24 protein-coding genes are annotated in these 22,636 nt (G+C 52.3%); 18 read left to right on the forward strand and 6 right to left on the reverse strand.

The window, feature by feature from the left end; genetic code table 11:
- The first annotated feature begins 2 nt into the window (after window positions 1-2).
- The 3 genes from H6853_04775 to H6853_04785 all read left to right on the forward strand — a co-directional run bounded on the left by H6853_04775 (window position 3) and on the right by H6853_04785 (window position 2,462).
- Window positions 3-1,535, forward strand: a complete 1,533-nt coding sequence (locus tag H6853_04775; protein ID USO02867.1) for a head-tail connector protein — start codon at window positions 3-5, stop codon at window positions 1,533-1,535.
- Window positions 1,536-1,596: 61 nt separating this feature from the next.
- Window positions 1,597-1,800, forward strand: a complete 204-nt coding sequence (locus H6853_04780) for a hypothetical protein (protein USO04605.1) — start codon at window positions 1,597-1,599, stop codon at window positions 1,798-1,800.
- Between the two features lie 23 nt (window positions 1,801-1,823).
- Window positions 1,824-2,462, forward strand: coding sequence for a hypothetical protein (locus H6853_04785; protein USO02868.1), 639 nt, complete (start codon window positions 1,824-1,826; stop codon window positions 2,460-2,462).
- A 159-nt stretch (window positions 2,463-2,621) separates the two neighbouring features.
- Here H6853_04785 and H6853_04790 read toward each other — a convergent pair whose 3' ends face one another.
- A complete protein-coding gene (locus H6853_04790; GenBank protein ID USO02869.1) occupies window positions 2,622-3,005 on the reverse strand; it encodes a PilZ domain-containing protein in 384 nt (127 codons plus the stop codon).
- 319 nt (window positions 3,006-3,324) lie between these two features.
- Here H6853_04790 and H6853_04795 point away from each other — a divergent pair, with 319 nt between their 5' ends.
- The 4 genes from H6853_04795 (at window position 3,325) to H6853_04810 (ending at window position 6,082) form a co-directional block, all read left to right on the forward strand.
- Complete coding sequence (locus tag H6853_04795) at window positions 3,325-4,158, forward strand: hypothetical protein (GenBank protein USO02870.1); 834 nt, start codon at window positions 3,325-3,327, stop codon at window positions 4,156-4,158.
- Window positions 4,159-4,188: 30 nt separating this feature from the next.
- Window positions 4,189-4,428: a hypothetical protein gene (locus H6853_04800; protein ID USO02871.1), complete on the forward strand. Its 240-nt coding sequence runs from the start codon at window positions 4,189-4,191 to the stop codon at window positions 4,426-4,428.
- A gap of 190 nt (window positions 4,429-4,618) precedes the next feature.
- Window positions 4,619-5,185 carry a hypothetical protein gene (locus H6853_04805; protein ID USO02872.1) on the forward strand — a complete coding sequence of 189 codons (567 nt, stop codon included), beginning with the start codon at window positions 4,619-4,621 and terminating at the stop codon, window positions 5,183-5,185.
- Window positions 5,186-5,188: 3 nt separating this feature from the next.
- Window positions 5,189-6,082, forward strand: coding sequence for a hypothetical protein (locus tag H6853_04810; GenBank protein USO02873.1), 894 nt, complete (start codon window positions 5,189-5,191; stop codon window positions 6,080-6,082).
- A gap of 10 nt (window positions 6,083-6,092) precedes the next feature.
- Here the strand turns inward: H6853_04810 and H6853_04815 are convergent, their stop codons facing one another.
- Both H6853_04815 and H6853_04820 read right to left on the reverse strand, forming a co-directional pair.
- Complete coding sequence (locus tag H6853_04815; GenBank protein USO02874.1) at window positions 6,093-6,551, reverse strand: SEL1-like repeat protein; 459 nt, start codon at window positions 6,549-6,551, stop codon at window positions 6,093-6,095.
- An 83-nt stretch (window positions 6,552-6,634) separates the two neighbouring features.
- Window positions 6,635-7,252: a hypothetical protein gene (locus tag H6853_04820; protein USO02875.1), complete on the reverse strand. Its 618-nt coding sequence runs from the start codon at window positions 7,250-7,252 to the stop codon at window positions 6,635-6,637.
- 136 nt (window positions 7,253-7,388) lie between these two features.
- On the opposite strand from H6853_04820, the gene H6853_04825 reads away from it, so the two are divergent.
- The 8 genes from H6853_04825 to H6853_04860 all read left to right on the forward strand — a co-directional run bounded on the left by H6853_04825 (window position 7,389) and on the right by H6853_04860 (window position 15,224).
- On the forward strand, window positions 7,389-9,287 hold the full coding sequence (locus H6853_04825; protein ID USO02876.1) for a hypothetical protein: 1,899 nt from the start codon (window positions 7,389-7,391) through the stop codon (window positions 9,285-9,287).
- Window positions 9,288-9,301: 14 nt separating this feature from the next.
- Window positions 9,302-9,883, forward strand: coding sequence for a transporter (locus tag H6853_04830; protein USO02877.1), 582 nt, complete (start codon window positions 9,302-9,304; stop codon window positions 9,881-9,883).
- 31 nt (window positions 9,884-9,914) lie between these two features.
- Window positions 9,915-11,939, forward strand: coding sequence for a hypothetical protein (locus tag H6853_04835; protein ID USO02878.1), 2,025 nt, complete (start codon window positions 9,915-9,917; stop codon window positions 11,937-11,939).
- A 75-nt stretch (window positions 11,940-12,014) separates the two neighbouring features.
- Window positions 12,015-12,326: a hypothetical protein gene (locus H6853_04840; GenBank protein ID USO02879.1), complete on the forward strand. Its 312-nt coding sequence runs from the start codon at window positions 12,015-12,017 to the stop codon at window positions 12,324-12,326.
- 76 nt (window positions 12,327-12,402) lie between these two features.
- Window positions 12,403-13,893, forward strand: coding sequence for a phage terminase large subunit (gene terL / locus H6853_04845; protein USO02880.1), 1,491 nt, complete (start codon window positions 12,403-12,405; stop codon window positions 13,891-13,893).
- Window positions 13,894-13,896: 3 nt separating this feature from the next.
- Entirely contained in the window at window positions 13,897-14,229 is a 333-nt protein-coding gene (locus H6853_04850; GenBank protein USO02881.1) for a hypothetical protein, read from the forward strand.
- A gap of 11 nt (window positions 14,230-14,240) precedes the next feature.
- A complete protein-coding gene (locus H6853_04855; GenBank protein USO02882.1) occupies window positions 14,241-14,726 on the forward strand; it encodes a cell wall hydrolase in 486 nt (161 codons plus the stop codon).
- 3 nt (window positions 14,727-14,729) lie between these two features.
- The gene (locus H6853_04860) at window positions 14,730-15,224 is read left to right on the forward strand and encodes a ribokinase (protein ID USO02883.1); all 495 of its coding nucleotides are present in this window, start codon (window positions 14,730-14,732) and stop codon (window positions 15,222-15,224) included.
- Here the strand turns inward: H6853_04860 and H6853_04865 are convergent.
- On the reverse strand, window positions 15,221-16,177 hold the full coding sequence (locus H6853_04865; GenBank protein ID USO02884.1) for a DMT family transporter: 957 nt from the start codon (window positions 16,175-16,177) through the stop codon (window positions 15,221-15,223). The genes H6853_04860 and H6853_04865 overlap by 4 nt on opposite strands.
- A 17-nt stretch (window positions 16,178-16,194) precedes the next feature.
- Here H6853_04865 and H6853_04870 point away from each other — a divergent pair, with 17 nt between their 5' ends.
- Window positions 16,195-17,640 (forward strand): NADP-dependent isocitrate dehydrogenase, encoded by a 1,446-nt coding sequence (locus H6853_04870; GenBank protein USO02885.1) that lies wholly within the window; start codon window positions 16,195-16,197, stop codon window positions 17,638-17,640.
- A 2-nt stretch (window positions 17,641-17,642) separates the two neighbouring features.
- Here the strand turns inward: H6853_04870 and folD are convergent, their stop codons facing one another.
- Together folD and H6853_04880 are read right to left on the reverse strand one after the other, a co-directional pair.
- Window positions 17,643-18,485, reverse strand: a complete 843-nt coding sequence (gene folD, locus H6853_04875) for a bifunctional methylenetetrahydrofolate dehydrogenase/methenyltetrahydrofolate cyclohydrolase FolD (GenBank protein ID USO02886.1) — start codon at window positions 18,483-18,485, stop codon at window positions 17,643-17,645.
- 3 nt (window positions 18,486-18,488) lie between these two features.
- Entirely contained in the window at window positions 18,489-18,791 is a 303-nt protein-coding gene (locus H6853_04880) for a YggT family protein (protein USO02887.1), read from the reverse strand.
- Window positions 18,792-18,906: 115 nt separating this feature from the next.
- Between H6853_04880 and H6853_04885 the strand changes: the two genes are divergently transcribed.
- A complete protein-coding gene (locus tag H6853_04885; protein ID USO02888.1) occupies window positions 18,907-19,596 on the forward strand; it encodes a hypothetical protein in 690 nt (229 codons plus the stop codon).
- Between the two features lie 263 nt (window positions 19,597-19,859).
- Window positions 19,860-22,526, forward strand: a complete 2,667-nt coding sequence (gene acnA / locus H6853_04890; GenBank protein ID USO02889.1) for an aconitate hydratase AcnA — start codon at window positions 19,860-19,862, stop codon at window positions 22,524-22,526.
- Window positions 22,527-22,636: the final 110 nt, after the last annotated feature.

The following is a 22,636-nucleotide window of genomic DNA, read 5'->3' on the forward strand; positions in this document are numbered from 1 at the left end:
AAATGGATATGGCACAAATTTCACAAATCCGGACGGAAGATCAGGATTTCAGCGCTCTGATAGAGCGGTTTCGCCGCGCAAAAACCCGCCGTGACGGATGGGAGAGCCACTGGCAGGAATGTTACGATTATGCTTTGCCCCAGCGCGGCGATTTTACGCATATTCAGCGTCCGGGGAATAGCAGAACGGATCGTCTTTACGATGGCACGGCTCTGGATGCGGTCGATCAACTGGCCGCCAGTCTGCTCGGGAATTTGACACCGCCCTGGACACAGTGGTTCGGGTTTAAACCCGGTCCCGACTTAAACGCAGAGGAAGCCGAAGCGCTTGCCCCTGTTCTGGAAGAAGCGGCAAAAACCATTCAGGCGCATTTCGACCGTTCCAATTTTAGTGTCGAGATTCATCAATGCTATCTGGATCTTGTTGTCGGCGGCACCGCGACACTCTATCTGGAAGAAGCCGCGCCGGGGGCTTTTTCAGCCTTTAAGTTCACGGCCATTCCTTTAAGCGATGTTGTGCTGGAAGAGGGGAAAAACGGTTTTCTGGACGGGTCTTTTCGTCAGCTTTCCCTGACGCTGGATCAGCTTCGCGCGCGGTATCCGGCCGCGGAACTGCCACTGGATATTTTGCGCGAGGGCGAAAAAGATCCTCAGGCGCGTTTCGATGTGCTGGAGAGTATTTTGCCGGATGAGGGCGCTTATAATTATACCGCCCTTCTTATGGAGAAAGGCAGCCCCTATCTTCTGGGAACAGGCCGCTTTTCAGGTTCCCCGGTTATTTCGTTCCGCTGGATGAAATCTCCGGGCGAGATTTACGGACGTTCGCCGGTTATGAAGACTCTGCCGGATATCAAAACGGCCAACAAGGTCGTGGAACTGATTCTTAAAAACGCATCTATTGCGGCCACCGGTATCTGGCAGGCGGACGATGACGGCGTTTTGAATCCTGCCAATATCGAACTGGTGCCGGGCGCAATTATTCCCAAGGCTGTTGGGTCTGACGGCCTCAAGCCCCTGGATATGCCGGGACGTTTCGACGTGTCGCAACTGGTGCTGGAAGATCTGCGCGCACGGATTCGCCACGCGCTATTGACCGATAAACTCGGAAATATTTCTGGCCCGAGAATGAGCGCAACGGAAGTTCTGGAACGCTCTTCCGAGATGGCCCTTCTTTTGGGGGCGACGTACGGGCGTTTGCAATCGGAGCTTCTTACGCCGCTTATCCGGCGCGCTTTTTCCATTTTGCGCCGGCGGGGCGAAATTCCGGATATTATTCTGGACGGGCGTTACGTCGAGCTTGACTATCGTGCGCCGCTTGCACGGGCGCAGGGGTTGCGGAGTATTCAAAACACCCTCACATGGATTGATTCTGTGATTTCTATGGGGCCCGAGGCGTTGGTATCTGTCGATTTGCCGCGTGCAGCCCGCTTTTTAGGCGATGCGCTGGGTGTGCCGAGCGATTTGATCCGTAAGGAGCTTTCCGCTTCCCCTGTTATTCCACCTGTTACCGAAGAGGAGTTAGAAAATGTTATTTAGATCGAAACTTCCCATGCAGGAAGCTGAAAAAAGCATGGTTTATACCCATCAGATTTCCTGCATGGAACAAAAAGAAATCGAGAGATCTTTCGCACGCCTGTTTTCAAGCGAAGACGGGAAAAAAGTCCTGGCATGGCTTCAGGTCATGACGTTTCAGCGGGTTCAGGGGGCAGGCACCCCGGAGGATCAGCTTCGTTACATGGAAGGTCAACGTGCGATGGTCGCAACAATTTTAAGGCTCATTGATCGTGGGCGTAAAGGTTAATTTCAAAAAAGGAGAATGTAAAAATGACCGAGAATTTTTTAGAAAACAATGTGCCGGACAAGTTCAAGGACCCGGAGACGGGAGAGATACGTACGGAGGCGCTTGTAAAATCTTATGGCGAGCTTGAGAAAAAGCTTTCCGGTATGCCCAGTGCGCCTAAAACGCCGGAGGACTACAAAGTGGATTGCTCTCACGGCCTTTTTGAACCGGACGTGAACATTAATAAAGCGCTTCACGAAAAAGGTTTTACGCAGGATCAGGTCCAGTTTGTTTATGACCTGGCCGCAGAAACAATGGTGCCGATGATTATTGATATGTCTGCGGATTATCAGGCGGATCGCGAGCTGGAAAAGCTGGTGGATAAATTCGGCGGCGAAGAAAAATGGAAAGAAGTCTCTCACCAGCTTCTGATTTTTGGGAAAAAGAACCTGCCCGAAGATGTACTGGATACGCTTGCCAGTTCCTATGAAGGAGTCATGGCGCTTTTCCGTATGATGAAGGGGGAGGAGCCTTCTATTTCAACGGGGGCGGATGCGGCTTCCGGCGGGGAAGGAGAGCTGGAGTTGCAGGCTATGATGCGCGATCCGAAATACTGGCGCGATCAGGACCCGTCCTTTATTAAAAAAGTGACCGAAGGCTTCCAGAAAGTTTACGGGAACTAGGGCACATATTGTCACCCCCGCGATCCGGCGTAGCCGGATACATACGGCGGGGGTCCAGAAATGAAGAGAGCAGCAAGGCTGCTCTCGCATGTGGATCCCCTTTGTGCAAACGCCGCTTGCGCGGCGTGCCAAGGGGATGACGTTTTTTTTATAGGATTTTTAGGCCTGTGACGCCGCAAATTCCTGCGCGATGTAATCGTCTACCACCTGTTGGAATTGGTTCGCGATTTTTCGGGTCAGGGGATCAAACTGGATGGCAAACTTGTCTTTGGCTTTGCGGATAACTTTTCCGTGGTGCTGGACAGAGACAATCCTTTCCGAAAGTTTGAACTTCAGCGTGATGCTCTTGTTTTCATCCATGCCGAAAAGCTTATCGTTTCCGGTCAGCAGGACTCCGCCGTCGCTCCAGTCCTCGATGGGATAGGTTTTGCCGTCCAGAACGCCGACGCAGCTGTCCACTTTGCGGCGCGGGGACTTCCGCCGGTTTTTATCTTCGTCACTGGTTATTTTAAGGCGCATAAAGTTCACTATATGAGAAAGCATGTTTCGCGACAATCCTGTTAACAATTTTAAGTATTTCCATATAATCACACATTAACCGTTTTTTCAAACGTTTATTCTTTTTTCTGAATTATTTTCTTGACAATCAAGGAATTTATTCCTATAAAAAGAATATCAACACCCGAATTGCGTCTTGTGACTTAAGGCAAAGACCTGTTCGGGTTTTTTATGGGAGAACAAAACAGTCTGTTTTGCCCCTTAAGCCCTTTCGGGCACTTTCCGGTTTTTACGGCCCTTTTTCGGACAACCCCTACTTTCCGGCAATTCTTTTCCCCCTAACTTAACAAAGAGGTAAAATGTCATGGCTGTTAGCATTGACCAGGCTTTTATAAAGCAGTTCGAACGCGAAGTGCACGAAGCCTACCAGCGCCAGGGTTCCAGATTGCGGAATACGGTGCGCACCATTAGTGATGTCAAAGGGGCCTCCACCACCTTTCAAAAGGTTGGCAAGGGCACCGCTTCGACAAAATCAACACACGGCATGGTGCCGGTGATGAATCTGGCGCATTCCAATGTTGAATGCACGCTCGCGGATTTTTACGCGGGTGACTGGGTGGACCGGCTTGATGAACTGAAAGTCCAGCACAATGAGCGTCAGGTGATTGCGAGTGCCGGCGCGGGCGCGCTTGGCCGCAAAACGGATGAGCTTATTATTGATGGATTGGCGGCGGCCTCCGCAAATATCATCGCGGATGCCGGAACCGGCTTGACCAAAGACAAAGTGCTTGAAGCATTTGAGATATTTGGCGACACGGATGTTCCGGACGACGCGCAGCGTTTCGCGGTTATCGGCTGGAAGCAGTGGAGCGATCTTCTCCAGATTGAAGAGTTTGTGAATGCCAATTATATCGGTGATGGCCAGCTTCCTTATTCAAATGCCACGCAAGCGAAAGAATGGCTGGGCACGATCTGGATTCCGCATTCCGGTTTGCCGGTTGACGGCGGCGGCGTCCGGTCCTGTTTCTATTATCACAAAACGGCCATAGGTCATGCTTCCGGTAGCGATGTTCAAACGGACATTACCTGGCATGGCGATCGCGCCGCGCATTTCGTCAACAACATGATGAGCCAGGGCGCTTGTCTGGTAGACGATAGCGGTGTCGTGACGATTAATTGTGATGAAACGCCTGTTTAACCCACAGCATAAAACAAAAGGAGAAAAGCAATGGCTTTAACACTCTCAGACCTAAGTGTATTGGCGTATGCCAACAACTTCACGCTGTGGCACTACAAGAGCGTGGATAGCGCTGTTACCACAGCAAATTACTTCGATAATGCGGCGGATATGATGAACGTCAACGACCTCATCATCGCCAACGTCGATACGGACGGAACGCCTGTTACGAAATTTTATATCGTGACGGATATTACAGGCGGCGCTGTCACTGTTGCGCTCTACGCTTAAAAAGAGCGCACCCCCCTGATGTGACAAAAGAGCGGCTTTGAAGCGCCATTCCCCTTTCCTCTGGCGCTCGCCCTGCCAGGCAAGGCAGGCCGCCTGTTTTTTTGTCCGTATGCGATGCGGGCCGGTTCCCGGCGATTGATTTCGACCCGGGAACCGGCCTTTTTTTATTCAAGATAAAAGGAATTTTACAATGGCTTTGAACGATGTAGGCCTATGCAGCCGTGCGCTGATCCGTATCGGGGCGGCGCCGATTACCTCTTTTGACGACGGGAGCGCGGAATCTGAAATTGCAGGCGCCCTTTTCGCGCCGACGCGGGATGCGCTGTTGTCTTCCTATCCCTGGACGTTTGCCAGCGGACAGGTCTCTTTGACAAAACTGAGCGTTCCGCCGGAAGCGGACTACCAAAATTCTTTCCAGCTCCCGAACGATTATTTGCGCGCGATTTCCGCCGGAAGCGGCGGGCGCGGGCGCGGCGTAAATTACCGCATATCGCGCGGGACGGTTCACACGGATTCGGAAGAAATCGTTTTGAGCTATATTTTTCGTCCCGAAGAAGAGGAGTTTCCCCCTTATTTCGACGCGGCTCTGATCGCCCGGCTGGCGGCGGAATTTACCATTCCGGTGACGGAGAATACCTCCCGCGCCGAAGCGCTTTACCGTCTGGCGGAGAAAGAGTTCGCCCGCGCGCGGCAGATAGATGCGCAGCAGGACAGCCCCAACAGGATCGAGAATTTCACGCTGATAGATGTGAGGTAATCTATGTTCTTCAAAAAGCTGTTTGGCGGTTTTATTGGCGCTCCGGTAGGGAATGGCATGGATAATGAGGAAGAAGATGTACGCCGCGTACGCACGGGTCTCGAGGAAACCGGACATTTGGCTGCAGAAGAAAAACGGGAACGCGACTATATGAGCCGTCCGCTTGGGATAATTACACGCACACTGGAAAATGGGATTAGAGATTTTCAGCGCGATAATGACCTCAAAGAAGATGGTTGGCTGGCGCCCGGCGGGGAGACGGAGGCCGCCCTTGTACAAAAGTTAAGGCAAAAGCAGGATGCGGCCGTTTCTATGACACGGGCACAGGAAGAAACTATCGTTCATGACTGGGTCCGTCAGCGGCAATTACAGTCAAAGGGCGAGGAAGAGCCGGAAGATTCACCCGAAGAAAAACCGGAAACGCCGCCCAGGCCGGGCCGAAAACCGGAACCACCGAAAGAAAAACCAGATTGTAGCGAACTATATGGGATTTGGCAAAATTCTATTGCCGTTGTTAAAGTGATTGAAGAAAAGCTGGAGAAAACAATTGAAGCACTGGCCTCGAAAAGAGAAAGCATGAATAATGCAGCGGATCATGTAGTGGAGATTTCTAAAAGAGCACCCGTTACGATTATGGTTAGTATAACACCAATAGGGCGTTTTATAAGGGTTATAGCAAGAAAAATCATAAAAGCATTTTCTGATAAAGAAAGTGAGGCAGAAAAGGCTCTTGCTGAATTCGAGGAAGCTTATCATGTGTGGCAGCAAACTTACAGCGAATCTTCCGAAGCCGTTTCCAATGTTGAATATACAAAGGCTCTTCTTAAAGAAGCGGAAAAAGATAGCGATGAAAAAGAAGCAGGTTATCGAAAATGCATGGAAGGAGAGGAAGGGTAAAGAGATAAGTTTAATTATTTGTTTCTGCTCGCACTTGTTGTAAAAGAGATTCAGCTTTTTTCTTATCTTGTGGTACGCCATTTCCTTCATCGTAAAGGGCTGCCAATTCTTTCGCAGCAAGAAAATTACCACGTGAAACAAGGCGGTCAAGAAAGTGCGCTGCGAGATCAGGGCGTCCTGCATGAATGAGGAGTGTTGAATCCAAGTATATTTTTTCGTCTTCTCTTTTTTCTCTTTCCATCAATTTTTTTATTGTACAGGAAATATATTCCTCTCCAACCATGAACCTGAGGGCAGAGCTATCCATGATCCATTCGAGAAAGGAAGAAGGGGAAAAAACTATGAAGGCTGGGCATGTGATATTGAGAGGTAAGGCATTTTGATTTCCCTTTTCATCTTGATTGACGGGGTACATGCCAGCCAAAGCCAGTAGGCCTATACTTCCTAAAAAAAGAATTGTTTTTCTCATGGAAGAATTTTTGCACAGATATTAAAAAAATATCAACGATATAAAATCGGAAAGAAAGATGTTAGGCTGCGCAGGCGCATAAACTACTGATTGGTTTCCAACTCCTGTACTTTTTTTTGTACTTTTTCTTTTTGAACTTCTTCTTGAGGAGAGACTGGAGTCTTTAGGTATTGTTTCATCCTGATATGCTTATAGATCTGCAGGGCAATTATGCGGTCTGTTAAAAAGCGGCCCCCATCCGTTTCAAAATCTTCGGCTATTTGAAACAGATCTTCATTAGATAGGCTGCAAAAATCTATCACTTGGGATAAAACAGCTTCATCAGTGGAAGTAGGTTTCCATGTGTCAAAGGACACCGGAAAATGAGGTTTATTTTCAAAAAAAGAAACACATTGTTTTGCTTTGAGCAAAAGTTGAAATTCAGCTATATATCCTCTGAAATAATAGCGCTCCGCTTTTTTGATGTCGTAATATTCTGTTTCAGGATCGGCGTAGATTTCAGCCAGATAAAAATAGTTTATGCCTTGCGCAAAACTATCCGGTTCATATTTTTTCATTCTCTTGTGAATGAGCTTTAGCCGTTTCTCTACATTCTCTATTTCATAAGGAAAAATTATTTTGTCTTCATGAAATATAAAAGCGCCCCCGGCAGCTAAAGAAACGAGGAGTATAAGGCCCGAAAGAAGAAAGGTTTTTTTCATGGAAAAAACTTTAACATGTATATTTGTGCTTCTTCAAACGGATTTCAGGATTAGCAGATCGTAGATCGGCCTATAAACCCATGTGCCCGCCTCTTGTGAGGCGGTTTTTTTGTGTCTTCAAATATAAGGAAAAACCATGACACGCATCAGACAAGTCAAAACGAATTTTACGGCCGGTGAGGTTTCGCCGGAGCTTTTGGGGCGGGGAGATCTGCGCGCCTATGAAAACGGCGCGCTGACCTTGCGCAATTTGTTTATTTTCCCGACCGGCGGCGTGACGCGCCGTGCCGGGCTCTCTTATGTGGATATGGCCGCAGGAGACGGGCGCCTTGTCGCGTTTGAATTCAATACGCAGCAAACCTATCTTCTGGTTCTTACGGCGGGGCAAATCGATGTGTATGAAGCCGGCGCCAAGGTTGCGACGCTTGCGGCTCCCTGGCCGTTGAGTGAAATTCATCAGGTCGTCTGGACGCAAAGCGCCGATACGCTTCTTCTCGTTCATCCGGATTACCCGCCCAAAAAATTTACACGCAGCGGGAGCGGTGTTTTTTCTCTGGAGGAATGGAGTTTCTTCACGGAAGGGAACGTCATTCAGCAGCCCTTTTATAAATTTGCGCAGAGCGAGGTCACGGTAACTCCGAGCGGGGTTAGCGGAACCATTACGCTGACGGCGTCGGAGGATGTTTTTGCACCGCTGCATGCCGGTACGCGCCTGCGGGTTGGCGGGAAGGAAGTTGAGGTTACAAGCTATAACTCTCCAACCGTGGTCAGTGTGAATGTTATTGAAGATTTGAGTGGAACGGACGCCACCATCGACTGGCAGGAACAGGCTTTTAGCCCTGTGCGCGGCTGGCCGGTTTCGGTCGCGTTCCATCAGGATCGTCTGGTCATTGGCGGTTCGCGCGATTTGCCTAACCGTTTGTGGTTTTCCCGCAGCGGTGATCTTTTTAATTTTGATTTGGGGACGGGGCTGGATGACGAGTCAATTGAATTTTCCATTTTGTCCGATCAGGTGAATGCCATTCGCGGTATCTTTTCCGGGCGGCATTTGCAGGTTTTTACTTCCGGCGCGGAATGGATGGTAACGGGGGATCCGTTGACGCCGGAGACGGTGCAGTTAAACAGGCAGACGAGGGTCGGCTCTGTTGTCGAGCGGTATATTCCGCCCGTAACGGTCGATGGAGCGACGCTGTTTGTCGCGCGGAACAAAAGGGAAATTCGCGAGTTTTTATATACGGATGTGGAGCAGGCTTATCAGGCGACCGATCTGGCGCTTTTGTCCCGCCATATTATAGAAGAACCGGTCGATCAGGATTTTGACGCTATCCGCCGCCTTTTGTTTCTTGTGCGCGAGGACGGGAAGTTTGCCACGCTGACCGTGTACAGGGCTGAGCAGGTTGCCGCCTGGACCTTGCATGAAACAGCCGGAGAGGTCCGTGCGGTTTGCGTTGTCGGAGACGATGTTTATCTGCTGGTCAAGCGTGAAGAGATTTATCTTATCGAACGTTTTGAAGAAGGTCTGAATCTGGATTCCGCTTTGACGGGAGAGTCTGCTACGCCCAAAACAACATGGTCCGGTCTGGATCATCTGGAAGGGGCAAGCGTTTCCATTATTGCGGATGGAACGCCGCAGACGGATAAAACCGTGACCGGGGGCAGCGTGACGCTGGACGAGCCGGCCAGCCGCCTTGAAATCGGCCTTTCTTATACGCATATCATCAAACCTCTTCCGCCTTCTGTGGCTGAGGGGGGAGGGGGCGGACGTAAAACCCGCATGATCGAAGCCATTTTCCGGTTGCGTGAGACGCAGGGCTTAAGGCTGAACGTCGGACGGGGGTTTCAGGATGTTTCCCTGAAGCAATTCGGTGAAGACGCCATTCTGGATTCGCCGCCGCCGTCCGTAAGCGGAGACGTGCGTGTCCGGGCGCTGGGCTGGCAAAAGGACGGAGCGGATTCCCTTTGGGAAATCGAGCAGTCCCTTCCTCTCCCTTTCACCCTTTTATCTGTGACAACGGAACTCAAAATAAACGATTAACGAAGGAGAAAAAAATGGCAGGACTTACAAATGCGGCCAGTGCCATTGCGCCTGCCGTTCAGGGTCTGAATCTTGCGACAAGTGTCGCGCGAACGGCGACGGATGTACTGGGTATAGGAAGCCGTCCGGAAGAGCTTAGGCAAAGCGCTTTACGGGCGGATAACAATCTGGCCTTGCGCCAGCTTCAGGCGCGCCAGAACGAGGCTCTGGCAAAGTCGCAGGAAGAGGCGGCTTTGGATCGGGAACGTATAGCGGCGGAAGCGGCGGAAGCGGAGTCCCGCCGCCGTCAGGCGCTCAAACGTTCTGTGGCGCGCCAGCGTGCTCGCTTCGGTTCCAGCGGGATCGAAACAGGAAGCAGCGGGTCTGCCCAGGCTGTTTTGCTCGGGCTTTTCGACGAGTCGGAAGAGGATCGCTCTCAAAGGGAAAAGCTGGATCGGTTGCGTTTAAATGCGATCGATCAAAACCTGGAGCAGCAGCGTCGTTTGAACGTTCTTCAGCGGACACAGCTTAAAGCCAGACAGGATCTGGAGGAGAGTATCGCAGGACGTTCGTACGGACGCGAGACATTCCTTGGCCGGCTATTCGGCGCCTTTTAACTTTTTTTAATATAAAAACAGGATATATTTCATGACAACCGAGCATATTAAAATGCCTGCGGTCGCTCCGCTTGTGCGTTACGTCGCCAACGGGACGCAGACCGTTTTCGATTACCCTTTCCCGGTTTTTTCGGGTGGGGATTTAAAAGTTTATTTTGACGGGGCATCCCAAACGAGCGGGTTTGACGTCTCCGGCGCCGGAGAAACGTCCGGCGGAAGCGTAACCTTCGATAGCGCCCCCGCAAGCGGGATCGTCATTACGCTGAAGCGCATACTGCCTTTGGAACGCGTTACCGACTTTCTGGAGGGCGGGGATTTTTCCGCCGCCGCGATTAACAATGAACTGGATTATCTGACCGCCAGTCTGCAGCAACTGGACAGGAGCTTGTCTCCCATGCTGCGCTACGGCGATCACGAGACGCCGGGCAATGTGGAAATGCCGGACCGGAGTCTCCGGGCCAACAAGGCGCTGGGCTTTGACGGGAACGGAGATCCTGTGGCGGTATCTCTGGAAGGGGCCATGGCGGCCCCGGACTTTACGGCGTCCGGCACAGGCGCGGTCACGCGCACCTCTCACGATAAATTTTCCGACAGCATTTCCGTGAAGGATTTTGGCGCGGCGGGAGACGGGTTGAGCGACGATACACTGGCTATTCAAAAGGCTTTGACGGCCTACGACAGCGTTTACCTGCCGGAGGGAACCTATTTTATCACGGGACCGATCACCGTCGGCGAACGTCAGTCTTTAACCGGCGCCGGTTCCACATCTGTCCTGAAATGTCAGGATAACAGCTTTAACGCGATTGAAGTCCCGGCGGATTACGCGCGCATTTCCAATCTGCGTATTGAAAACGGCGATGTGGGCATTAAACTTTTCGGCCGGGACCGCCCGTGCGTTCAGGTGTCCGTATCCGGCGTCACGATTGTAACGCCGAACACGGGTGTGCAGCTTGACGGATACACGGACGTCAACAAACCCTGTTACTGGAACAGTTTTATCAATGTTCTGGTAGAGCGTCCTGCCGTGAACGGATTTCATCTGACAAAATCCGGCGCGGGGGATACGCCCAATGCAAACAAATTTTACAATTGCCGGGTTTATTCCCTGGGCGCGGATATTACGGGCGCAGGGTTTTATGTTGAACACGGCTCCTTTAATAATTCCCTGATCGATTGTGAGGCCAATGTCAAAGGCACGGCGCAGGGGTGTTTTATTATCGGGGCGGGATCGAACAAAACGCTTTTGATAAATCCTTATGCGGAAAGCGACAACCTTGTGCCGAATGTCAAACTGGAATCCGGTTCGGTCGAAACGGCGGTTTACAATCTTCTTTCGGCCAGTGACGGTGCGGCAATCTGGGATTTGTCCGGCGGTGCGTATACGGCTTTCAATGCCGGGTATCCCGATAAAAACCACCTGCAAAAAACGAGCGTTGTGGATATGAACGCCACGCTTCAGCGCTATGATACGGAGTTTATTGACACCAGCGGCACTGTGACGCTGGATTTATCGCACTCTGTGCATCTGGTGTCTTCTTTTGGCGGGGCATTGACGGTCGAACTTCCTGCGGCCTCCGGTGCCGCAGGGGTCATGATGGTGATTAAAAAGACGGATAGCTCCGGCAACGTGATTACGATCAATGAGGATGGCGGCAGCGGGCCGGATGGAAAGAGCTATTATCTGGGCGCGGAAAATGATTTTGTCCAGATGATTTCGAACGGCGCGGAGTGGTTCGTTATTTCGTCCAACCGCGCGCCGGGCAATACGCGCTTTTTTGACGGGAGCGGTGTTTACGATATTGATATGGCCGTGGATACCTATTTACTGTCTTCCTTTGGCGGTGCATTGGAAGCGCGCCTTCCGCCGGCCAATGCTTCCGAGGCTATCGGACGAACGATTACGATTAAAAAGACGGACACGTCTGCCAATGTCATTACGGTGAGCGAGCAGGGCGGCAGCGGGCCGGACGGTTTTAACCAGCCTTTAAACGCGCAATATAAAGCCATTACGGTCGTGTCGAACGGCGGGCAGTGGTATATCATTTCGAAGTTTTAAAATTTTTGTTCGTTATTTTGTGCGACAAAACCCCGCTCATGGAGCGGGGTTTTATTGTGTTTTAAAAGGACCTGCATGACAAAAGATAAGATAAAGGAAGAAACGCGGCTGTATTTACAGGAGTTTCTTCCGGAAGCGCTTACACGCGCGCTGGACTCCTATCATCGTTTTTCAGAGCGTGAGGCGCCGCAGGACGACGCCAAGGCGTTTTCCGCGCACCACACGGCCTGCAAAGTGGCGATTGCCCATATCGAGCTTCTTTTGAAGCTGGCGAAATGGGCCGAGCTTCCGGATCAGGATTCGGAGAATAACCAGAGTCTGGTGAAGGCTCTTTCCGATGCGGAAGAAAATCTGCGTCATTACCATGAAGAATATCCGGATGATTAACAGCATTTTTTATAATGTTCTTAATGTGGATTTTTTCTTTTAAAAGGTTGGTTTATCACAACTAGCTTATATTGTTATGTCTGAAATTTATTGCAAAAACGTCGATTTCGGCGTATTTTTAAGCCTATGGAACTCTTGTCAAGGATATACAACACCAGCGATTCACTTTCGAATGGCGACGTGGCTGCAAAGATGCTGGGAGCGTGGCGACAGGCGTCTGCTGCTCATGGCCTTTCGGGCAAGCGGAAAGTCGACGATCGCCGGGGCGTTCTCGGCATGGCTTCTATGTCGGGATCCGGATATGCGTATCCTGGTGTTGTCCGCGCAAGGGTCGCTCGCCCGCAAAATGGCGCGGAACATCCGCAGGATGATCGAGAGACATCCTTTAACGGCGCATCTCATGCCGAGGAAAGCGGATCAGTGGAGTAACGACCGCTTTACAATCAAACGGAATAAAGAGCTTCGGGACCCGTCCGTTCTGGCGGCGGGGGTTTCTTCCAACATCACCGGAAACCGGGCGGATATTATTATCTGCGATGATGTGGAGGTTCCAGGGACATGCGATAGTGCAGAAAAACGAGAAGGTCTTCGCGAGCGTCTGGCGGAGAACGAATATATTTTAACGCCGGGCGGAATGCAGCTTTATATCGGGACGCCGCATACATGGGATACCATTTATGCGTCTGCGCCGCGCCCGGATCTGGGGCAGGACGAAATTTTTTTAAAAAACTATAAACGTCTTTGTCTGCCGCTTCTTGACGGTGACGGGAACAGCGCCTGGCCGGAGCGTTATACGGTGGAGGATATAGAGCGTATCAGGACGCAAACGGGACCGAACAAATTTGCGTCCCAGATGATGCTTCAGCCCGTCAATATTGCGGAAGGGCGGCTCGATCCCGCGTTGCTTTGCCGTTACGGGGACAGACTGGTTTATAAGGAAGTACAGAAGAGTGCCAGTCTTCATCTGGGGGCGCGGAAACTTGTGTCGTGCAGCGCCTGGTGGGACCCGTCCTTTGGCAGCGCGGGCGGGGACGGCAGCGTTTTGGCTGTCGTGTATACGGACGAAGAGGGGGAATACTGGCTGCACCGGCTTGAATATATCAGGTGCGATCCGAACGCTCAGACAGATGAGGCCACACAGCAATGCCAAAAAGTGGCAAGGATCCTCAAAGGTCTGTTCGCGCCTTCTGTCGTGGTGGAAATAAACGGGATTGGAAAGTTCCTGCCGGCTGTTTTGCGCCGGGAACTGGGCGCGGCCAATACGCCTTGCGCTGTTTTAGAGGTCAGCAATACGCGCCCGAAAGATTTGCGTATTCTTGAAGCTTTTGACGCGGCGCTGGCGGCGCGCGCGCTGCATGTCCATGCGGGAGTCTATGATACGCCCTTCTTGCAGGAGATTCTTGAATGGCGTCCCGGTCTTAAAGGCGCGCGGGACGACGGACTGGACGCAGTGGCGGGCGCTTTGCTGCAGGAACCCGTCCGCCTGAAAAGGTCCTACGCGACCTCCCGTCCAAACTGGAAGCGCGGCGGAGAAAACCATACGGCACAAACAGATTTTGAGGTTTAGAAAATGAATACCCTATTTGAAAGCGGACTGGTCTGGTGGATTACGGCCTTCGATCTGCCGGTGATTTCCGGCATGTTCTGGATGATCTGGCGCACGCGTAAAGAATGCAACGACTCTCTTTTTCATTTGCACGAAGCGCTGGAGCTCCGGTCCAACCAGCTTCGGGAAGCGCTGTCCGCCTTCAAGCTGGAGGTCGCAAAAAGCTACGCGTCCGTAGGCGATATGAAGGATCTGGAGTTCCGTATTGTCGGGCATCTCTTGCGCATCGAATCGAAACTCGACCGCACGGCCCTCAAGGCTGCCTCCCTGCAGGCGGAAAAAACAAACAACACTTAAAGGATAAAATCATGTTCGGTTTTTTAAAGCTGCTTTTCCGGGACGGGGAAGCGCAAGGGACGGTTGCGTCCGATTTTTACCGGGAGATGGAAGTGGATGTGCTGGCCCGCACGCTCTGGGGGGAGGCGCGGGGCGAAGGGGAAAGGGGGATGGAGGCGGTTGCCGCCGTTGTCCTGAACCGTGTGAACATATCGAAAGCCAAGGGCGGTTACTGGTGGGGCAACGACATTATCCGGGTCTGCCAGAAGCCGTATCAATTCTCCTGCTGGAACCGGAGCGATCCAAGCTATAAAAAACTTCAGGCCGCCGACGAAAAAAACGCCCGTTTTGTTACGGCTCTGGAAGTTGCCCGGCGCGCCGCATCCGGAACACTGCGGGACCCCACGGGCGGCGCCACGCATTACCACGCAGCTTATGTCGCGCCGTATTGGGCCAAAGGGGAAAAGCCGACGGCAATCATCGGGCAGCATATTTTTTACAAACTGATAGAGGTATAGAGAATGTTTCCTGCAATACTGACACAACTGGGGCTTCCCATTTTAATTGATATTCTAGGCCGTTCCCTGGGGAACGTAGACCATCCCGCGGCGCAAAGCGCAAGTAAGGCGCTGGGCGAACTGGACGCCGCGCTGGCGGGCGGGATGATTTCGCAGGAGCAGATGGCCGAAGCCAACCGCCATGCCGAACAGATGGCGCAAATGAAGTCCAGGGAATTTGAAGTGTCTCTGGAGGAGATTAACAAATCCCTGCGCACAGAGGTAGCGTCGAACGATCCTTATGTCCGGCGCATGCGGCCTACTTTTGGCTATCTGATGGCCTTTACGTGGGCGGCGCAGATGTTCGGGCTGGCCTATGTGATGATTTTCGAAACGGAAAAAGCGCCGCTGGTTTTGCAGGGCATGGCCTCTTTAAGCACGATCTGGGCCGTGGGGTTGTCCGTTCTTGGCATTTATGTTTACAAGCGCAGCGAAGATAAGAAGCTTCTTCGTGATTAGTCTTCGGCGTGCGCGAGGTGGTATTCCCGGTAAATCGTATAAAGCCCTGCGCTGGCAATAAGGAAAATGCCGCTTAAGGTTGTGAGGGCGGGGATATCCCCGAAAATAAGATAGCCCAGCACAACGCCCCAGATAATCTGGATATAGTGAAACGGTGCGATAATAGCGGTTTCTTTGACGTGGGCGATAGCGTACGTCACGGCGAGCTGTCCCAGAACAACAAGGGGGCCGCCTGCGGCGAAAAGCCATATATCAGATATTTCCGGCAGTTTGAGGTTTGGCAGGGCAAGGGGCGTATTGACCAGAAACATAAAAAAGAATGGATAAAATCCGTAAAGCGGCAAAAATTCTCCGGGGCCGATCTTTCGGACAAGGATGGTGCTGGCGGCAACAAGGAATGCCGCCAGAAAAGCTAGTATGACCCCGGCGCCGAAATGCATGAATTGCGGGCCCGCCAAAACAATAACGCCCGTGAATCCGGCGGCGACGGCCATCCATCTGTGCCAGCCGACATGCTCTTTCAAAAACAGAACGGTCATGATGAGGACCAGAAATGGGGAGATAAAAACGATGCCGTAAAATTCGGCCAGGGGAATCAGGGCCAGAGCGTTTACAACCGCTATGGCTACAAAGCCGATCAAAAATCCGCGCGCCAGATGCCATTTGAGCCGCTTTGACGCAAAGCCCCTCCACCCTTTTGCCAGAAATATCCACCCGCCTAAAAAAGCCATGCCGACAAAGCTGGTCGTCATAATGATTTGATGAACGTCGTAGTCTTGCGCCAGTGTCTTGGAAATGGTGTCGAGAAGGGCATAGGCGCTCCATCCAGTGCTTACGAGCGCAGACATCGCCAGAAGGTGGTCTTTGGGGCTTAAGGATTTGAACATAAGATTGTAATCTCTCTCGACTGGCGGTTGCAGATGCGTATAATAAAGCCTTCTGGTGGTTCTCACAAGGAAGGCTTTTAGACATGACTGGCAATACCCCTATTACAGTAGCACGCGGTGACGGCATCGGGCCGGAAATTATGGACGCAACGCTTCAAATTCTGGAAGCGGCCGGCGCGCGGCTTGATATTGAAGAGATTGAAATCGGCAAGAAGGTTTACGAGCGCGGCGTGCCGACAGGGATCGAAGACTCAAGCTGGGAGTCCCTGCGCCGGACCAAGGTATTTTTAAAGGCGCCGATTTTTACGCCGATGGGCGGCGGGTATAAAAGCCTGAATGTGACGGTGCGCAAAACGCTGGGGCTGTATGCGAATGTGCGTCCTTGCGTGTCTTACGCGCCTTACGTGGAAAGCCATTTCCCCGATATGGATCTGGTGGTGGTGCGGGAGAATGAAGAGGATCTCTATGCGGGGATTGAATACCGCCAGACGCAGGATACGGTGGCGGCGGTTAAACTGATTTCAAGGCCGGGTTCGGAACGGATTATCCGCTATGCTTTTGAATATGCGAAGGCCAATAACCGCAAGAAAGTCACCTGCATGGTCAAAGACAATATCATGAAGGTTGCGGACGGGCTTTTCTACCGCGTCTTTCAGGAAATCGGGAAAGAGTATCCGGAAGTAGAGCAGGAGCGCTATATCATCGATATCGGGGCGGCGCGCATTGCCGCCAAACCGGAAGTGTTCGATGTGATTGTGACGGAAAACCTGTATGGCGATATTATTTCCGATATTGCAGCGGAGGTAACGGGGTCTGTCGGGCTTGGCATTTCGGCCAATATCGGAACGACCTGCGCGATGTTTGAAGCCATGCACGGCACGGCGCCGGATATCGAAGGACTGGGCATCGCCAATCCTTCCGGTCTTCTTCTGGGGTCCGTCATGATGCTGGTGCATATTGGACAGAACGACGTGGCCGGAAAGGTTCACAATGCCTGGCTTAAAACGATTGAAGACGGGATTCACACGGGGGACCTTTACCGTGAAGGCACGAGCAGGGAAAAAGTCGGCACCGCCGCTTTTGCCGGGGCTGTGATAGAGCGTATGGGGCAAAAGCCGGAGCATATGGCCGTTCAGGATTACGGGCAGGGTAAAAGCGGCGGGCTTGTCCTGCCGCCTGTCCGTGACCGTGTCGAGCAGAAGAAAGAGCTTGTCGGCGTGGATGTCTTTTTGGATTGGAATGGCGAGCCGGATGATTTGGCGGATGTCGTAAATGCCCACACGGTGGAAAATGTCCATCTCAAGATTATTTCCAATCGCGGGACGAAAGTCTGGCCGGACGGGGCGGCGGAAACCTTTTGTTCCGACAACTGGCGTTTGCGCTTTGTCGGGCGGGACGGACACGTCCTTCATGCGGATGTGACGGCGCAGCTTAAAGCGCTGCACGGCGCGGGGCTGGATTTCACGGCCGTGGAAAATCTTTATAATTACGACGGCGATCCCGGCTTCACCAAAGCGCAGGGAGAGTAGGGCTAGCTTGCTGCCCTTACTGTGTTTTTGAGCAAAAACGCAATCGTCATCGGGCCGACACCGCCGGGGACGGGGGTGATGGCGCCGGCCACTTCCTTGGCGGCCTCAAAATCCACATCGCCGCAGAGCTTCCCGTCTTCCTGACGGTTAATCCCCACATCAATGACAATCGCGCCTTGTTTGATCCAGCCTGCTTGAACCATTTTCGGGCGGCCCACAGCCGCGACCAGGATATCGGCGTTTGCGCAGATTTCCGGCAGGTTTTTCGTGCGGGAATGGGCGGTTGTCACGGTACAATTTTCATTCAGAAGGAGCTGCGCCATCGGTTTGCCAAACAGGTTGGAGCGGCCGATCACAACGGCGTTCAGGCCGCTTAAATCTTTCCTGACGGATTGAATAAGATGCAAAGCGCCTTGCGGTGTGCAGGGCACCATGCCGTCTTTCATGCCTAAAAAAAGCTTTCCGGCATTGGCGATTGTCAGGCCGTCCACATCTTTTTCCGGCGCAATGCCCTGTACCAGTTTTTCCTGCACGTCGGCCAGATGGGCCGGCAGGGGGAGCTGCAGTAAAACGCCGTGGACATCCGGATTGGCGTTCAGGTTTTTTATGGCGTGCCGGATTTCTGTTTCGGAAGAGTTTTCGTCCATGCGGTGTTCGAAACTCTGTATCCCTGTCTTTTCGCAGGCCGTGATTTTGTTGCGGACATAAACCTGGGAGGCGGGGTCGTCGCCGACCAGGATAACGGCCAGTCCCGGTTTTTTTGGCATGGCGGCCACTTCGGCGGCAATTTGCTCTCTAAGCTGCGCGGCGAGGGCTTTTCCGTCAATGATTTGTACGTCGGCCATGATCTAATATCCGGAAGCGCCGGCCGTTAAAAAGACGCTGACGACCAGGTTTTTCAAAAGCTGTATGCCGAAGATAATAATAATCGGCGTAATATCGATCCCCGCAATGGGCGGTATGAATTTTCGCAGCGGGGTATAAACGGGGGCCGTAATTTTATCAAACAGCCGGACCAGATTGGCGGCCTGGGGATTGCGGACATTGATGACGTCAAAGGCGATCAGCCAGCTCATGACGACCTGGATGATGATAATCCAGAAAAAAACATCCAGTAAAAATAATAAAACGCTTCCCATGGCTGCGGACATTTTTGTCTTTCCTTTCCCGGCCTTTCCCGGCCTTTTTTGATTCTTATCCCTCTTATAGACAAGTTTCCTGTATAATGGAATGTTCTACCGGAATGTCAGGAAAGAAGGAAGACGCATGTTTGGGCTTGAATGGGTAAGTATGGGGCTGCTGCATCTGGCGGCGATGGAGGTGAAGTGCGTCCCCAGAAAAGAGCCTGTTGTAACGGTCGAGCGCCTGAAAACGGTTGTGAATTATGATTATTCCAAAAGCAAAGCCGAACTGACGGGGTTTGAGGTGGATACGGTTTCTCCCTACGGGCCGGAGCATGACGCGAAAGTCGGGGGGCTTATGAGCGGTGAAATCCGTGTCGAAAGCCGCGTCCAGTTTATGCATGAGAAATATCCGGTGCAGGGGAAGGGCTGTATTTATTTTGACAGGGTCAACGTGACGATGCGCGTGAATCCGACCATATATATCGCCCGCGAGTTCAAAAAAGGAAGCTGCGAACATAATGCGATTTTGGCGCATGAGAAGCGGCATCTTGAGGTGGACGCTACTGTGGCCCGCAAATATGCGGACAGGATGAAGCGTTTGATCGAAAAACTGGTTCAGGACAGGGGGGCGGGCGCAGGCCCTTATCCCCTTACGTCTTTTGAAAGCATCCAGAAAAACATGCTGGAGTCTATTCAGGAGCCTGTTCGTGCGCAAACAAAGGAAATGACGCAAGAGAGACAAATATTGCAGCAGCGCCTCGATACGGCGGAGGAGTATGAGCGTGTCAGAAAGGCCTGCCCTGCCCACGGACATCAAAAACGCAGCCTATAGTAAGCCAAAACCGCTGCTTTTTGGGGCAGCGGTCTGGAAACATCAAGAGGAGAAAAAATAATTACTCTTTAAGTGTCGCTTATAAATATGGCAAAAATAAGGGCGATATTTGCCGTAATGCGTATTTCTTTGTTTTTTTTGGACTCATTCCCACGCATTAACCACTTTTTTATTTTCCGCGCGCCATGATACACTCCTAGCCGAAGCCAGAGGATTTTCGTCCTTTATTCGGCGCATAACAACATCCAAAACGAGGTCCCAAAATGGTACGCACAGGTCAAGATACACTCCAAACCCGCAAAACATTAGACGTTGAAGGGAAATCTTACGATTATTTCAGCCTGAAGGCGCTTGCGGCGGAAATGGGTGATATCTCGAAGCTTCCTTTTACGCTGAAAGTCCTGCTGGAAAACCTGTTGCGCTATGAAGACGGGCGCAGCGTCAAGACGGAAGACGTGCGGGCTCTGGTAGAGTGGCTGAAAAACAGGAAATCGGGACATGAAATAGCGTACCGTCCGGCGCGCGTTCTGATGCAGGATTTTACAGGCGTTCCCGCAGTGGTTGATTTGGCGGCAATGCGCGAGGCGGTGGTGGCGCTTGGCGGCGATGCGCAGAAGATCAACCCCCTGTCGGCTTGCGATCTTGTGATTGACCATTCCGTGATGGTGGATGAAGCCGGCAGTGCGCAGGCTTTCCAGCATAATGTCGAGCGGGAGTTCGAGCGGAACGGCGAGCGGTATGAATTTTTGCGCTGGGGGCAGGAGGCGTTCGATAATTTCCGCGTCGTGCCGCCGGGCACCGGTATTTGCCATCAGGTGAATCTGGAATATCTGGGCCAGAGCGTCTGGGTCGAAAAAGACCAAAACGGCAAGCAGGTCGCTTATCCCGATACGCTGGTGGGCACGGATTCCCATACAACGATGGTGAACGGGCTGGCTATTCTGGGCTGGGGAGTCGGGGGAATCGAGGCGGAAGCGGCCATGCTGGGGCAACCTATTTCCATGCTCATTCCCGAAGTGGTCGGTTTCAAGCTGACCGGAGAGCTGGGAGAAGGGTTAACCGCGACAGACCTTGTTCTGGTTATTGTCCAGATGCTGCGGGAAAAAGGGGTCGTCGGAAAATTTGTCGAGTTTTACGGCGAAGGGCTGGATCACCTGTCTCTTGCGGATCGTGCAACGATTGCGAACATGGCACCGGAATACGGCGCAACCTGCGGCTTTTTCCCGATTGACAACGAAACGTTGCGTTATCTTGAATTTACGGGCCGGGATCCCCACCGCGTGAAGCTGGTGGAGGCTTATGCGAAGGAGCAGGGACTTTGGCGCGACAGTAAGAACGAGCCTGAATTTACAGATTGCCTGCAGCTGGATATCGGCACGGTAGAAACCTCTATTTCCGGCCCCAAGCGTCCGCAGGACCGGATTGCGCTCTCCGGCGCTGCCGCAGGTTTTGGCAAGCTGGTGGCGGAAGACAAAAAAATTCCTGTCGAAGGAGCGGATTATGAATTGAATCATGGCGATGTCGTTATCGCCGCGATTACAAGCTGTACCAATACGTCCAATCCGTCTGTCCTTGTCGGCGCAGGGCTGCTGGCGCGCAATGCTTTGAAAAAAGGCCTTAAAACCAAGCCATGGGTCAAAACGTCCCTGGCGCCGGGGTCGCAGGTGGTCAGCGACTATCTTGAAAAAGCGGGCCTGCAGGATGATCTGGATGCGTTGGGCTTTAATGTGGTGGGCTTCGGCTGCACGACCTGTATCGGGAATTCGGGACCGCTGGCGGACAATATAACCAAGGCGATTGAAGAGGGGGATTTAACGGTCACGTCCGTTCTGTCCGGTAACCGGAATTTTGAGGGCCGGATATCGCCGCATGTGAAGGCCAATTATCTGGCGTCTCCGCCGCTTGTGGTGGCTTATGCGCTGGCGGGGTCTATGAAGAAGGATCTTCTGAAGGAGCCGCTGGGGCAGGATCAGGAAGGCAATGACGTCTTTATGAAAGATATCTGGCCGTCCAATAAAGAAATTCGCGATACGATTGATTTTTGCCTGACGCAGAAAATGTTCACGGAACGCTATGCGGATGTCTTTAAAGGGCCGAAAGAATGGCAGGCCATCGGCGGCGGGGACGAGTCCGGCGAAACGTATGACTGGGCCGATATTTCCACCTATATCAAAAACCCGCCTTTCTTCGAAGGGATGGCGGCGTCGCCTTCGCCGACACGGGACATTAAAGGCGCGCATTGCCTGGCGCTGCTGGGCGATAGTGTGACGACCGACCATATTTCTCCTGCCGGTTCGATTACGCAGGGCTCTCCGGCGGGGAAATATCTGGAAGATCACAAGATTGCGCCGCGCGATTTCAACTCTTTCGGTTCCCGCCGCGGAAACCACGAGGTGATGATGCGCGGGACCTTCGGGAATATTCGCATCAAGAATGAAATGCTTGACGGGGTCGAAGGCGGCTTTACAAGGCATGTGCCAAGCGGAGAGGAAATGTCCATTTATGATGCCGCGATGAAGTATATCGAAAAGGGCACACCGCTGGTCGTGATTGCAGGGAAAGAATACGGGACGGGATCTTCCCGCGACTGGGCTGCCAAAGGCACCCGTCTTCTGGGCGTTAAAGCCGTCATTACCGAGAGCTTTGAGCGGATTCACCGTTCCAATCTTGTCGGGATGGGGGTTCTGCCGCTCGTGTTTAAAGAGGGCACAAGCCGTAAGTCACTGAACCTGACGGGCGAGGAAACGTTTGATCTCACGGGAATTGAGGGGGAGTTAAAACCCCGGCAGGACGTCCTTCTGACAATCCACCGCAAGGACGGCTCCAGCGAGCAGGTCCCGTTGCTTTGCCGGATCGACACGGAAGATGAAGCGGACTACTACCGCCATGGCGGGATATTGCATTATGTTTTACGCAGTCTGGCGGCGTAAGGTCATCGTGTAAGGTATAGCGGTTTGCGCTTGTTTGCAGGCGGAGGGGGATATGTCAGCTCTGATGGGCTAGACCGTTCATCGTTTGGGTTGGTCCAACATTGTCATTT

Source organism: Rhodospirillales bacterium (genome assembly GCA_023898765.1).
In the GTDB taxonomy this organism is placed as follows: Bacteria; Pseudomonadota; Alphaproteobacteria; order Micavibrionales; family Micavibrionaceae.

What these genes read in the sequence shown, in the direction of transcription:
- H6853_04775 (USO02867.1), top strand. Translation starts at nt 3, where the DNA reads ATGGATATGGCACAAATTTCACAAATCCGGACGGAAGATCAGGATTTC.
- H6853_04780 (USO04605.1), top strand. Translation starts at nt 1,597, where the DNA reads ATGGAACAAAAAGAAATCGAGAGATCTTTCGCACGCCTGTTTTCAAGC.
- H6853_04785 (USO02868.1), top strand. Translation starts at nt 1,824, where the DNA reads ATGACCGAGAATTTTTTAGAAAACAATGTGCCGGACAAGTTCAAGGAC.
- H6853_04790 (USO02869.1), bottom strand. Translation starts at nt 3,005, where the DNA reads ATGCTTTCTCATATAGTGAACTTTATGCGCCTTAAAATAACCAGTGAC.
- H6853_04795 (USO02870.1), top strand. Translation starts at nt 3,325, where the DNA reads ATGGCTGTTAGCATTGACCAGGCTTTTATAAAGCAGTTCGAACGCGAA.
- H6853_04800 (USO02871.1), top strand. Translation starts at nt 4,189, where the DNA reads ATGGCTTTAACACTCTCAGACCTAAGTGTATTGGCGTATGCCAACAAC.
- H6853_04805 (USO02872.1), top strand. Translation starts at nt 4,619, where the DNA reads ATGGCTTTGAACGATGTAGGCCTATGCAGCCGTGCGCTGATCCGTATC.
- H6853_04810 (USO02873.1), top strand. Translation starts at nt 5,189, where the DNA reads ATGTTCTTCAAAAAGCTGTTTGGCGGTTTTATTGGCGCTCCGGTAGGG.
- H6853_04815 (USO02874.1), bottom strand. Translation starts at nt 6,551, where the DNA reads ATGAGAAAAACAATTCTTTTTTTAGGAAGTATAGGCCTACTGGCTTTG.
- H6853_04820 (USO02875.1), bottom strand. Translation starts at nt 7,252, where the DNA reads ATGAAAAAAACCTTTCTTCTTTCGGGCCTTATACTCCTCGTTTCTTTA.
- H6853_04825 (USO02876.1), top strand. Translation starts at nt 7,389, where the DNA reads ATGACACGCATCAGACAAGTCAAAACGAATTTTACGGCCGGTGAGGTT.
- H6853_04830 (USO02877.1), top strand. Translation starts at nt 9,302, where the DNA reads ATGGCAGGACTTACAAATGCGGCCAGTGCCATTGCGCCTGCCGTTCAG.
- H6853_04835 (USO02878.1), top strand. Translation starts at nt 9,915, where the DNA reads ATGACAACCGAGCATATTAAAATGCCTGCGGTCGCTCCGCTTGTGCGT.
- H6853_04840 (USO02879.1), top strand. Translation starts at nt 12,015, where the DNA reads ATGACAAAAGATAAGATAAAGGAAGAAACGCGGCTGTATTTACAGGAG.
- terL (USO02880.1), top strand. Translation starts at nt 12,403, where the DNA reads ATGTCTGAAATTTATTGCAAAAACGTCGATTTCGGCGTATTTTTAAGC.
- H6853_04850 (USO02881.1), top strand. Translation starts at nt 13,897, where the DNA reads ATGAATACCCTATTTGAAAGCGGACTGGTCTGGTGGATTACGGCCTTC.
- H6853_04855 (USO02882.1), top strand. Translation starts at nt 14,241, where the DNA reads ATGTTCGGTTTTTTAAAGCTGCTTTTCCGGGACGGGGAAGCGCAAGGG.
- H6853_04860 (USO02883.1), top strand. Translation starts at nt 14,730, where the DNA reads ATGTTTCCTGCAATACTGACACAACTGGGGCTTCCCATTTTAATTGAT.
- H6853_04870 (USO02885.1), top strand. Translation starts at nt 16,195, where the DNA reads ATGACTGGCAATACCCCTATTACAGTAGCACGCGGTGACGGCATCGGG.
- folD (USO02886.1), bottom strand. Translation starts at nt 18,485, where the DNA reads ATGGCCGACGTACAAATCATTGACGGAAAAGCCCTCGCCGCGCAGCTT.
- H6853_04880 (USO02887.1), bottom strand. Translation starts at nt 18,791, where the DNA reads ATGTCCGCAGCCATGGGAAGCGTTTTATTATTTTTACTGGATGTTTTT.
- H6853_04885 (USO02888.1), top strand. Translation starts at nt 18,907, where the DNA reads ATGTTTGGGCTTGAATGGGTAAGTATGGGGCTGCTGCATCTGGCGGCG.
- acnA (USO02889.1), top strand. Translation starts at nt 19,860, where the DNA reads ATGGTACGCACAGGTCAAGATACACTCCAAACCCGCAAAACATTAGAC.